This window comes from Puia dinghuensis (assembly GCF_014642875.1).
Lineage (GTDB): Bacteria > Bacteroidota > Bacteroidia > Chitinophagales > Chitinophagaceae > Puia > Puia dinghuensis.
This window is the reverse complement of sequence record NZ_BMJC01000001.1, coordinates 1,256,382-1,269,338: the sequence shown is the minus strand read 5'-3', so window position 1 is coordinate 1,269,338 and position 12,957 is coordinate 1,256,382. Positions and strand designations below refer to the sequence as shown.

The 12,957-nt window shown below is 55.0% G+C and carries 7 protein-coding genes; all 7 read left to right on the top strand.

All coding sequences use genetic code 11. From position 1 onward, the window contains the following. Position 1: 1 nt before the first annotated feature. The 7 genes from IEY39_RS04990 to IEY39_RS04950 all read left to right on the top strand — a co-directional run bounded on the left by IEY39_RS04990 (position 2) and on the right by IEY39_RS04950 (position 12,956). Complete coding sequence (locus IEY39_RS04990) at positions 2–958, top strand: hypothetical protein (RefSeq protein WP_188929107.1); 957 nt, start codon at positions 2–4, stop codon at positions 956–958. Continuing rightward, positions 955–3,090, top strand: a complete 2,136-nt coding sequence (locus tag IEY39_RS04985) for a glycosyltransferase (RefSeq protein WP_188929105.1) — start codon at positions 955–957, stop codon at positions 3,088–3,090. The genes IEY39_RS04990 and IEY39_RS04985 overlap by 4 nt, the downstream gene beginning before the upstream one ends. Then, positions 3,068–4,303, top strand: coding sequence for a class I SAM-dependent methyltransferase (locus IEY39_RS04980; RefSeq protein ID WP_188929103.1), 1,236 nt, complete (start codon positions 3,068–3,070; stop codon positions 4,301–4,303). The genes IEY39_RS04985 and IEY39_RS04980 overlap by 23 nt, the downstream gene beginning before the upstream one ends. A 2-nt stretch (positions 4,304–4,305) precedes the next feature. Then, complete coding sequence (locus IEY39_RS29720) at positions 4,306–6,816, top strand: eCIS core domain-containing protein (RefSeq protein WP_229688774.1); 2,511 nt, start codon at positions 4,306–4,308, stop codon at positions 6,814–6,816. A gap of 32 nt (positions 6,817–6,848) precedes the next feature. After that, positions 6,849–10,370, top strand: a complete 3,522-nt coding sequence (locus IEY39_RS30055; RefSeq protein WP_262892845.1) for an eCIS core domain-containing protein — start codon at positions 6,849–6,851, stop codon at positions 10,368–10,370. Between the two features lies 1 nt (position 10,371). After that, on the top strand, positions 10,372–10,989 hold the full coding sequence (locus tag IEY39_RS04955; RefSeq protein ID WP_188929101.1) for an immunity protein Imm33 domain-containing protein: 618 nt from the start codon (positions 10,372–10,374) through the stop codon (positions 10,987–10,989). A 101-nt stretch (positions 10,990–11,090) separates the two neighbouring features. After that, positions 11,091–12,956, top strand: a complete 1,866-nt coding sequence (locus IEY39_RS04950) for a carbamoyltransferase family protein (protein ID WP_188929099.1) — start codon at positions 11,091–11,093, stop codon at positions 12,954–12,956. The last annotated feature ends 1 nt before the right edge of the window (position 12,957 follow it).

Below are 12,957 nucleotides of genomic sequence, written 5' to 3'. Positions count from 1 at the left end.
TATGGCAGCTATCAATGAATCTCCGATGGAAGTAACCGGTGAAGTACTCGACCGGGCCACCAACCGGGGCAGGAACGGGCTGACCGTGCAAGCCTGGGACGCATCCAACAAGATCACCGTCGCGCTGGGCAAGGCTACCACGGACAGCAATGGCCGGTTCACTATCAGGATCGAATATCGGCAGTATAATTTTCCCGCTCCGCCGGACCTCTATTTTAAAGTATACGATGCGGATGGAAAGAACCTGCTTGGCAATACGGCCGATTATGTCATCTGGAACAGCAAGATGCAGGAAGATGTGACCATTTACCTGTATACGCAGGTGCAGACTGTTTCCGGCAAGGACCGCCTCGGCGCCCGGCAGGCGTTGAACATCGCGAATTTTGTGCAGAAATCGGACTTTTTGGGTGTTTTCAATGAGGGGAAGACGACTTTGAGTGGCACCTGGGGTATGGTAGGGGATATGGTGTCGAACTACATCAAGAACATCAACCTGACGCCGCTGAAGGTGAACATGAGCCGCAATGCTGTTGTAAACAAGGATGTGGCGACCGCTACCAGCAATTTACGCGCGCAGAATATACAAGTGAATGAGGTGCTGCCCTATCGCCCGTCGATGGATTCGAGCTCGTTGAAGATGATGACAGGTGCGATACCGCCGTTGAAGTCCGGGCAAAAGGTGAACCTATACGAGGTGAATGGGACGGTGAAGTATTATTCGGTGGTGACTGCCACTACGTCTGCGACGCCCGTGACGAATGTGCCCGGGAATCCCCTTGCGCCGGGTGCTCCCATTGTGCATACGGATATGAAAGCCATGCAGACCGAAATTTCGGCGAACAGGCAGGCGCTTGCGCAGAAGGATCAGCAGATCGCCATTTTGTTGCAGGAGCTGGATGCCATCCGGAGAGACCAGAGTGAGATCAAGGCGTTGTTGAAAGGTAAATCCTCCACATGATCAGCCAGACGCAACAACCCTTTCTTTCGTGCATCATGCCCACCTACAACCGGCGGGAGTTTGTTCCGCATGCCATCCGGTATTTTTTGCGGCAGGGCTATGAAGCGAAGGAATTGATCATTATCGACGACGGGGAGGATCCCGTAACGGACCTGGTGCCGGAGGCGGAGAATATCCGGTATTACCGGTTTCCCCGGAAGATGACGCTGGGCGCCAAATTGAACCTGGCCTGTGGATATGCCCGGGGCGATATCATCGCTCATTGGGACGACGACGACTGGTATGCCGTTCGCCGCCTGCAATACCAGGTGGAGTCTTTGCTGCATGCGCAGACCGATATCTGCGGCATCAACCGGCTGCTCTATTACGATCTGCGTCATCATCGCGCCCATCAGTACGTCTATCCCAGCGACCAGCGGGTGTGGCTCATCGGGAGCTCGCTGTGCTACCGAAAAAAATTCTGGGAGGCCCATCGCTTTGCGGACATCGATGTAGGAATGGACGGGTTATTCGTCTGGAGCACGACTGCCGACCGCATCACGGTATTGCCTGATGTGTCCATCTCCGTGCATATGATCCATGACCGGAATGTCAGCCCCAAAAAGACGGAAGGCCCCTGGTGGCATCCTCATCCCGTAGAGGAGATACAGCACATCATGAAGGAAGACTGGGCCTATTATCACGCCGGGGGACAGGCTGAGAGTGCCGAGTCTGGTGCGGCGCCGGTTAGCGTGCCGGCGGTGGCCGGGGGACAGGCGCTGGCTCCGGGACGGGCACCGGCTCCGGGATGGGCGCCCTTAAAAAATATTTATGCTTGCCTGGTGCACGAGAAGCGTGAGGCTGTCATCGACCTGGTGCGCAACCTGCATCACCATGACCCCGACTCCCTCATCCTGTTATATAATGGCGGTGAGGACCAGCGGCTGTTGCAGGATCATTCCTTGCTTGGGTCATACGGGGCGCATATCTATCCCAACCCCGTACCCATGAAATGGGGGTATCTGCATTCTTTCGCCCTTCGATGTATGGAATTCGCGCTGGCGAATTTCACCTTCGACACGCTGACGATCGTCGATTCAGACCAGCTGGCCGTCCGGAGCGGCTATTCCCATTTCCTCGGGCAGTCCCTGCCTTCCCGCGCCGGGATCGGGATGCTCTCCAGTCAGTGTTCGAGGGTTGCCCGCGAAGACAACAGCAACAAGATCGCCGCACAGGCCTGGCGGGAATACGGATTATGGAAACCGCTGCTCGACAGTTTTCCAAACGGGGAAAATGCTTTTGTCCACTGGACCTTCTGGCCTTCCACTGTGTTTATGGCCGATGCCATCCGCGACCTGACCCGCGTGTTCAGGGAGAACAAATTATTACAGCAGACGGTGCAGCGTTCGACCATCTGGGCTTCGGAGGAAGTGATCCTGCCGACGGTTGTGCGGCTGCTTGGTTATACCATCGCGAATAACCCATGCAGTTATGAATACGTCAGGTATCGGCAGCCCATGACGCTGGAGGATGTCCGATGCGCCACGGGCAAGTCAACTGTCTACTGGATGCATCCGGTAGCGCGCCAATTCGAGGATCCCCTGCGCGCCGATATCCGGAAGCGCGCCAAAGGGTATACCGGGACTCCTTCGCGCATCGTCCCGCTGATCACCAGGATGCACAAGACAGCCGGATGGCTGAGTGATGAAGAGGAGGGTGTGCTGAGCGGGGTTACGCTGAAGGCCTGTAAGGAAACGGAGGATATCCATCATATTGTGGAGATAGGATGTTGCCGTGACAAATCGACCGTGCTGTTCGGGGGGTTGATAAAGACGTTCTGTTTGCAGGCGATGGTCCATTCGATAGACGTCCATGACGGCCGGGTGGGGCTGGCGGTCGACTGGCAACAACCCATTTCCCTGTTATTTATCGACGGGTTGCATGACTACGTCAGCCTGCTGCGGGATTTCCCCCTTTTTTCCCCGTGGATGCGGCCGGGAGCTTATGCCGCCTTTCATGACTATGCGGACTATTCTCCGGGGGTGCAGGCTTTTGTCAACGAACTCCTGGCGTCGGGAGTATATCACAAGGTTTATCTTACGGGAAGCCTGATCATTTTACAAAAATGCCGTGAACAGGACACAACTCATTAATTTATTGCTGCGCCAGCGCAAAGGCCAGAGCTACCTCGAGATCGGTTTCAAGGATAAGGAGGCGCATTTCGACAGGGTGAACTGTGCCTATAAGGTGAGTGTGGGACGCATGCCCGGCGCCACCTTCCATGGGGACTCCAATGCTTTTTTCTCCCGCAACTTCGAGCAGTTCGACCTCATCTTCGTCGATGGTTATCATACGGAGCAACAGGCACTGAAGGATGTACGCAACGCATTGGGCTGTCTTACCCCCGGTGGGATCGTCGTGATCCATGATTGTATGCCCCCCGATGCCTGGCACCAGCGGGGGCCCGAGGACTATGTCGAAGGGACGGCCTGGAACGGAACGGTGTGGAAGGCGGCGTTGCGGTTATTCAACGAGCTGTATTACCGCTGTTCGCTGATCGATATGGACTGGGGCTGTGCCGTTATCGACACCTCCCAGCATCAGCATCCCCTGTTGCGTAAGCTACCCGATGAACTGAGCTATGAACTCCACTATCCCCTGCTGGTGGAGTACAAGATAGGAGTCTCGCAATATCTCCGCCGGCTGGTGGAGGTGTTTCTGCATGTAGCCTGTATGCACAACTGGAAACAAGTGTGTGAAGAGGAGATGCAGTATCTCCATCGTAATGGTTTCGATAGGGTCAACCTCACCCTGTTGGGTTCTGACGACGACCGGTGTTGGGTGGATTCCCTTTCCAGGGAACTGAATATGCGGGTGGAGGTTCTTTTCCAGGAGCAGGATCTGAATAATTTTGAAAGACCGGCCATGCTGGCCATCGAAAGCTTCGCCAGGAGATATGAAGGATTTGTGCTTTACCTGCACAGCAAGGGAGTCAGTAATCCCGCCGACGTGAACAAGGCGAAGTGGAGGAGGCTGATGCTGCGTGAGCTGGTCGAGAATTGGGAGACTTGCATCCTGCAGCTGCCGAACTATGACCTCATCGGCGTCAACTGGCGGGAAATGCCTCCTATCTCCCATTTCTGTGGTAATTTCTGGTATGCCTCCACGCAGTATCTGCGTATGCTGGCGGACTTCCGGCATTATTATGAGAACCCGCGCTATCAGCTGTGGGACAGGGTCAGCTCGAAGCGTCTGGGTTGTGAGTTCTGGATCGGCAGCTGCCAGCAGGCGAAGCCGAAGGTGTTGTCGTTGGTCTGCAGCAATGTGGATTTCTGTTCGGGAGAATTCTGGCGAAATAAAAATTAGTTATGCGGGAAGTATTGTCTCAGAAGCCGGCTGGCGCCGGGACCGGTAGTGTGCCGGCGCGGCCGAAAGGAAGGCCGGATGGGTCTGGCCTTACTCCGGAAAAATGGACGTATGACTTTGGTAAGGTCGCCGTCCATTCCAGGCCGGTGGGGCTGCAGGCGAAGCATTGGGTCAGCTCGCCTGGCGATAGTGATGAGAAGGAAGCCGACGAGATAGCGGGGAAGGTTATGCGGATGCCTTCACCGGGTGGTCACCAGGACTGCGGCTGTGGCGGCACATGCCCCAACTGTTCGGGCAAGGAGGACGACAAGGACAAGAAGGTGCATCGCAAGGGTGAAGGAAGTGGGGGCGCTTCGACACGGACAGGGACGGATGGGGCAGGGCCTATGGCGGCCCCGGAGGCCCCGGGTATCGTTAATGATGTGTTGCGTAGTCCGGGGGAGCCGCTGGACAGGGGGACGCGGGAATTCATGGAGCCGAGGTTTGGCCATGATTTCAGCCGGGTAAGGGTGCACCGTGACCAGCGGGCTGCGGAATCGGCGCATGCCGTTGCGGCGCGGGCCTATACGGTTGGCCGGCATATCGTTTTCGGGAAAGGGCAGTATGAAACGCAATCGACGACGGGCCGGAGCCTCATCGCCCATGAGCTGACCCATGTCGCACAGCAGCACAGTAACCGCCTTATGCGGGCGCCGGATTTCGATGTCGATACCATTAGTGATGATGCCAATGTACTCGCGCAGAAACCCTTTCCACTGCCAGGGATCAAGTCGTCGCCGGCTTTTTCTCTGGTTTACTTTAAGTATAACAGGCATGCTTCCGGGGAGATCGCAAAGGCTGCGGACTACCCCTCGCAGTTGGATCCAAAAACGGATAAGACTATGCCAGTGAAGAAGATTCCCCCGCCAGACAAAACGCCTCCTCTTTCCAATTTACCGGTGATGGCGCATTTCTTCCCTGCCTTATGGCCGGGAAGAGGGCGTGCCCTGGTGCTGGGTGGGTTTCACGGCGACGAACACCCAGGCTGGGAGATCACCGACGCCCTGGTAGATGAGCTGAAGGCTCCAGGCGGATCGGAGGGTCTTGGTTTCAATACCCTTGTCATACCCCGGGTGAATCCGGGCGCTATCGAGGATGAACTCTCGGGGATAAAGATGTGGCGCAACCGCTGCAACCGACAGGTCGTCGATCTCAACCGGAATTTTCCGACGGGCGATAAGGCCGGGGATAAAGGTTGTGCCAACACGGACAATGCTCCCATCCAGCCTGAAGTGAAGGCTGTCATGGACGTGATCCAGAAATTCAAGCCGGATCGTATCCTCACTACGCACGCCATCAGTGAGCTTAAGAGCGGCGGCATATTTGCCGACCCCAACACGGATCCCCAGGCAATAGCCCTGGCAAGACGAATGGCAACCACGGTGGTGCATCCCGACACCGATATTCCCAGCAACAAGCTGGGCACTAAGCCGAAAGACTTCAATCCCGTCTATCCGCTGGACCAGCCCGGGAAGGTCAGCGCTGCCACTTCCCTGGGGGCCTGGGCGCCGGGTAAAGCCCAGCCGGGGCAGAACATACCCGTCATCACCATGGAGGCGCCGGGATTTATGCCGTTGGGCCAGGGAAAGGGTACGGAGAGCCGTACCGTGCAGGCATATCTGCGGCCGGTGCGGGCTTTTTTGGATGATCCGTCGACAGCCGACAATGCTGCTGACCGGGACATTGTTCGCGATATCATGGAATTTAGCGCCGCAGAGCAGGTCGGCTTCCTCACGGGCCGGATGTCCAGGAAGAATGATATTTTCCGACGGATCAAAATGCGGGTGGATACGGCTGTCGCCAATTTGAATGCCATGGCACCGCCTACGACAATTAAAGTTGTCTCCAATTTCCGATCGTTCTCCGATGATAGCGATGACGCGGGCGGTCAGTCGAAGATCGATTTCGAAAAATTCTTTCTCACCGGCTCTCGCTCTGGTGGATGGGATACCCTACCCGACGAGTTCTTTAAGGATGGCAACCGGAAAAAGGGGGTCGACAAGGATAAGTGGCTGAAAACACCTTCCAAGGATAGGCTGGACATCATTCTGCAATTCTCCTCTTTGCCGGGCACTTCCCGTCATCACTGGGGTACCGATGTTGACTTTAATTCGGTAGAGAACAAGGACTGGCAGCCTGCCAGCGGAGGGCAGACGGCAGGCAAGTTCTCTGATCTCGGTGACTGGCTGCAGGCGAACGCGTCGAAGGCCGGGTTCCTCCAGGCTTATACGGAGGGCAGGAAGGGCGGGTATAATCCGGAACCCTGGCATTATTCGTATGCGCCGATCGCGATCAGCCTGCGCGAGATATACAACGAGCAGATAGATCTGCAAAAGGATGTGATCGATGCGCTGGTAACGGATTTCTCTGCAAGGGCCGCGAAGGCGAAGGTGCAGATGCCTGCCGACTTTGCGCAGGCGTTGAAAAAGATAAATATATCGGCGTTTGTCAATGACATCGGTCCGGGTCTCTGATCCAGGTGATCTTTTATAGAAAATACCGTGTAATGAATAAGGCTACTGCTGCTACGGTGAAACAAAAGGTTGCTGCCGTGCCGGCGAAAGCCGAGCGACAGCGGCCGGTGAGGCATGATGAGGCGCCACCGCTTGTGCAGGACGTGATCGCCTCTGCCGGGAGGCCTTTGGATGAGGAGACCCGCGCCTTCTTCGAACCGCAGTTCGGCTATAGCTTCGCCAATGTAAGGTTGCATACGGATGGCAGGGCCTCTGCTTCCGCGCAATCCGTCAATGCACTGGCCTATACGGTGGGGCAGGATATTGTATTCCGCAGCGGTCAATATAACCCATCGACGCCTGCGGGGCGGCATTTGCTGGCGCATGAGCTTACCCATGTCATACAGCAGGATATGGGAGGCGGCGAATCGTCTTCCCTCCTGCCAGGGGGCAGTCTGGAACAGGAAGCAGACCAGGTGGCGACGGCTGCGGCAGGCGGCGCATCCGTGCGGGTGGAGGGCGCCGGCAGGCCGGGGTTGATGCGGCAGGCAGAGTCCCTCATCAAGACGTTGAATCCGGTGCAGATGACCGATGCGCAGCTGGAGCAGGAATACAACCTGTTACGGACAGAGCTGATGCAACGTGCCAGGCGAAGCGATCCCGACACCGATAGCCTTGTCCAGGCGTTGACCCGCATCGAGGCGGAGGCTGTCCGGCGGAATGGCATGGCCAAGAAGCTGAGGAATCCCCTCATTCCGAATGTGCAGGGAGCATCGGACCGGGACCGGCTTATCAACGCTATCCGGATCATTCAGAATGTCAAGCCCACAGGCAACGGGATGTATACTGTCGAGATCGATAATAAGACGGTCTCTGTCACCCAGAAGGACCTCGACGAAGCCAATGCGAGGATCATAGGCGCCATAAAGGAAGGCTTGCGCAGGACGGCAAGTGAAGCCGAGTATGCGGAGACGGGCTATAACAGCCAGTCCGAGCTGGACAAGAAACACTGGATCGTTTCAAGCGCAATCAAATTCATCGGTAACATCAAGGACCCTGGTCCGTTTCTGCGCGCCGAGGTCGCTCAATCGAGGAATCTGGCTGCTGCGGCTCAGGAGGCTCTGAAGGTGAAGAACTATGCTGGTGCTGCCGCGTTTCTGGCTGACAGCGAGTCGGCCGCCATCAGGGCTAAGGGCATGTACCGGATGTATTGGGAAGGCATCATTTCGGCCGGCGAAGCCACGGTTACCGTGCTGGAATATACGCGGGATGCCTCGTTTCTGTTGCTGGGCATCCTGGCTACGATAGCGTCGGCCGGTGCTGCGGCAGGGCTGTTGACGGCCGCGGACATTGGTGCGGGTGGCACGGCGGCGGCAGGGGCCATTGCCACCTGGACTCCTTTTGTCGCGCAGGTGGGAGAGGCCGGGGTGCGGGTAGCCGAAGGCGATAAAGTCGATTGGGCGAAGCTGGCTATCGATGGCATTGTCACCGCCATCCTGAGCAAGTTTGGCGGAAAGCTTGGCGAAGGTGTGGCGGGCCGGATCATCGGGCAGAACCCTGTGGCGCAGAGTCTGGGAAAACACATTGTGGCGAGGATCGTGTCGAGTGAGATAAATGGCGTGGCGGCTGTGACGTTTACGACGGTTGTCAATTCCGTTTATGCAAAGGTCAGAAATCAGAACATGACCTGGGGGACCTTTCTGGATCAGCTGATCACGGAGCTGACCGATCCGAAATCTCAGATCATGAACGTGCTGTTGGGGGCTATCGAAGGATATGGGCATGGCAAGGGTGCGCAGATAAAGGGATTGCCGGCACCGCATGGAGGGGGAGGGCAGGAGAAGGGAGGGACGCCGCCACCCGCGGGAGGTGGGAGCAAGGATACGGCTGGTTCGAAACCTCCGCCGCCACCCGACACGGCGGGTACGTCTGTCAAAGATCAGGCACCCCCGCCACCGCCACCGGCAGCCGATGCAGTGGCCAAACAGCAGGCTCCGCCACCGCCGCCGGCTGCGGATACGACCATCCATGCGCCTGAGGTGAAGCCGGGGGCACCTCCGCCGGCGCCGAATGAGAAACTGCCGCCGCCTTCGGCAGTCGATACGCCTGCGAATAAGCCGGCGGTAGATCAGCCGCCGGTGGAAAAAGCGCCGGCAACGCCCCCACCTGCGGCCGAAAAAGGGACACCTGCATCGAAGCCTCCGCCGCCCGAAGCGGGCACGCCGGTGAAAGACCAACCACCACCACCACCGGCAGCCGATGTGGTCAAAGACCCGGCCCCGAAAGGGCAAGTGGCCGATACACCGGTGACTCCCGCGGCGGAGGGCGACAAGGCTGCGGCATCCGGAAAGGCAGTCACCCCGGCAGAAGTGGAACAACAGACGAAGCAGGCTAAATTAGAAGCTCAGGCCAAGGATTTCCAGGATGATCTGCAACGGGCTATCGACCGGCTGGCGGATGCCGAAACGACGACGCGTGCGGCCAAAGAAATTGCCAAACTCAAGAAAGAACTTGCGGCCGAAGCGGCCAAGAAAGCGAAGGAAGCGCAACAAAAGGCCGAACAAGCCAAGGGGACGGAGAAAGCAGAAGAACTCGTGCAAGCGGCGGCCCAGGCCAAGGAGGATGCTACCGCGGCCAAAGCCGATTCGGACAGGGCGCAGGGCGAGCTGGACAAAGCGATCGATGCACAGAAGGTGGCTAAAAAGGTGGAATCCGAATCCAGGCAGCTGTCGGCCATCGCCACGACGGAGGCTTCGATGCCCAAACGGCAAGCAATGGCCGATAAAATAGATGGTTTGAAGACACAGCGGGTGGAATTGGAGAAGCGTATTGCCGATCAACAGAAGGAAGTAGATCGTGCACAGAGGAAGTATAGTGAAGCCTCCAGACAAGTCTCCAATAAGAAGGGCGCGGAGCGGGAAGCCGCATTGGCAAAAGTACACGAACTGGAAAATGACCTGAACAAGGCGACAGACGTGTTGAACCCGTTGAAGGAACAGCGTGCCAAATTGAACACCCAGATAGAAGTTGCTCAAACCGAGCTGCAGCGGGAGATAGAAAGGAGCACCGAACTGAGTGAGGATGTAAAAGCGGACCTGCGCAAAGCCGCCGTCAAGGACTGGATGCGCGATTTTGTCAATTCGGCCGAGGGTGACGCAAAGTTCGATGCGAAGGGCCGACCCATCGATCCTGTCTATAATAAACCGGTGGGAAAGCTTAGCCCCGACCATATTTATCCCGTAAGTAAGATCGAGAAATTACCCGGTTTTAACGAACTTTCGCGTGCGCAGCAGGTGGAAGTGCTCAACCTGAAAGAAAATCTGATGGGCATCGATCTTGCCGTCAATGAAAGCCGGAAGGACCGGTCGTGGGCCGAATATGAAGGTCTTGGCGGCAAGGAGATCGATCCAAAAGTGAGGAAGGAGCTGATAAGAAGGGAGGATATTGCCAAGAAAATCGTGGAGAATGCTATTGCAGAGCGGCTGGGGAATAAACCGCCTCATCCCGACCCGGGTGGCGCCCAGGGAGGGGCGGCGCAACCGCAAACAACGACGACACAGAAACCGACACCATAAAATGAGGTATCAACGCACGATCGGCCGATTTACCGTGGTAGCCCAATGTGGGCAAGACCTGGCTGCGCAGGCAGAAGAGCTGTTGAACCAGCTGGAACTGATGAACGCCAGGGGGCCAGCCCTTCATGACGGAACGACCATCCAGTTTGGATGGTCGCTGCTGACGTTGCGTGGCAACGATGGGGAACTGTATGTTTGCGAGCCCTATTTTCGCGGCGATGCGCTGCATGAAGTGCTGCCGACCGTGGATGACACGTTGCGGGTTCTTTCACGGCAGGTGAAGCTGCTGCGAACATTAGGTATCACGGGTGTGGACGTCCGGTTTAACGAAAGCCTGGTCGTTGCGAAAGATTGTCTGAAGGAAGACCATATCCATCTCGTGCGGGAGCAGCCCGACAGAGCGTTTACGGGATGGTATATCGGGCGGTTTGGGGAAAAGGAGGAAGAGGTGACGCCTGATAAGGTGATGGGCATGAATGTCTATGAGGTATTTAATCTCCGGTATTCGGTGCTGGATGTGCTGACGCTGCCACCGGGTTATAAGGTGAGTTTTACCGGCGATATCATCGAGGCTGTTATGGATGCCGATGGGAAGGTCTTTCGACCGCGGATATTGTAACTGATACGGGCCGCTTATGCGGCCCGTACCTTTTTAGGTTTTTTTCAATTTTATAACTATTTTGAGCTGCTTTTATAACGATAGCTTTTATCTTGACGCCAATGAAAATTACTTTGGGCATTTCGGCCTTCTATCATGATTCGGCCGCTGCACTCACTGTAGGAAATAAGATCATCGCCGCTGCTCAGGAAGAGCGATTCACCAGAAATAAACATACTCCCGATTTTCCGATCAATGCCATCAACTATTGTCTGGCCGAGGGCGGATTGGAGCTCGATGATCTCGATGCTGTTGTATTCTATGACAAGCCGCTGTTGAAATTTGACAGGTTACTATCCACTTATTATGCCTTTTCGCCAAAAGGGGTTTCCTCTTTCTTAAAGTCGATGCCGGTGTGGTTAGATGAAAAATTGTTTCTAAAAAGACTTATCTACAAAAGTCTGAAGGAGGTTGGTCCTTTCGATACGACAAAGCTCAAGCTATTATTCTCCGAACACCACCTATCGCATGCAGCAAGCTGTTTTTTTGTTTCTCCCTTCAAAGACGCAGCTATATTAACCATCGACGGGGTTGGCGAATGGTGTACTGCGTCGATCGGGGTTGGAAGGGAAAATAAGATCAGCATTCTGAAAGAATTGGAATTCCCCCATTCCGTTGGGCTTTTATATAGCGCATTCACCTATTACCTTGGATTTACCGTAAATTCAGGAGAATATAAATTAATGGGTCTTGCGCCCTATGGTAATTCTGCTTCGGATGAGACGGCCCGTTTCGTTCACCTTATAAAGAAGCAACTGGTTAATATAAAAGACGATGGTTCGATCTGGCTGGATCAATCGTATTTCGATTATGCAACGGGCCTTAAAATGGTTCATGATCGAAAGTGGAAAAAATTATTCGGCTTTTCAAAAAGAGGCGATGAGGATCAACTGGAACAAAAACACTGCAATCTTGCGCTTGCCATTCAGCAGGTGACCGAGGAAATAGTCCTAAAGATGGCCCGGGAAGCAAAAAAGATCACCGAATGTGAGAACATATGCCTTGCAGGAGGAGTAGCATTGAATTGTGTTGCAAATGGCAAATTATTAAGGGAAAATATCTTCCGGGATATTTTTATCCAACCGGCGGCCGGCGATGCGGGCGGCGCCCTGGGAGCAGCATTGGCTGTCAATTATATGTACTTCGATGAAAAAAGGGATGCAGATGGAAAGAACGATTCCATGTCGGGTTCGTATCTGGGCCCGGAGTATTCGGGTAAGGAAGTAGGGCTAATGAACCGGAAGACCAAAGCAGTTTGCAAGGAATATGCTGATTTCGATGAATTGGCAAGCTTCGTCGCCTCAAAGATCGCCGCGGGCAATGTAGTTGGCTGGTTCCAGGGAAGAATGGAATTTGGACCAAGGGCGCTGGGCAATAGAAGCATTCTGGGAGATGCCCGGAATCCCGAAATGCAGAAAAAGCTAAATCTCAAGATCAAATATCGTGAAGGATTCAGGCCATTTGCGCCTTCGGTGCTGGCAGAAGATGTTGCACAATATTTTGATCTGGATACTGATTCTCCTTATATGCTGGTCGTTGCCCCGGTAAAAGAGAACAGGAGAAATCAACTGCCCGATAATTATTATGAGCTTCCCCTTTGGGAAAAGCTTTACTACAAAAGAAGCGACATACAATCAGTAACCCATTTGGATTTTTCCGCCCGCATACAAAGTGTCCACAAGCATACTAATGAACGTTATTGGCTGTTGCTGAATGAATTCAAGAAGCAAACCGGTTACGGCCTGCTGGTAAATACAAGCTTTAATGTCAGAGGCGAACCGGTTGTCTGCACCCCCTTCGATGCTTATCGCTGCTTTATGAGTACAGAAATGGATTACCTTGTCATAAATAATTACCTTTATTGCAAGACGGAGCAGGCGGATTGGGAAAACAGGAAAAAATGGTCTTTAACGTTCAAAAAAGACTAGC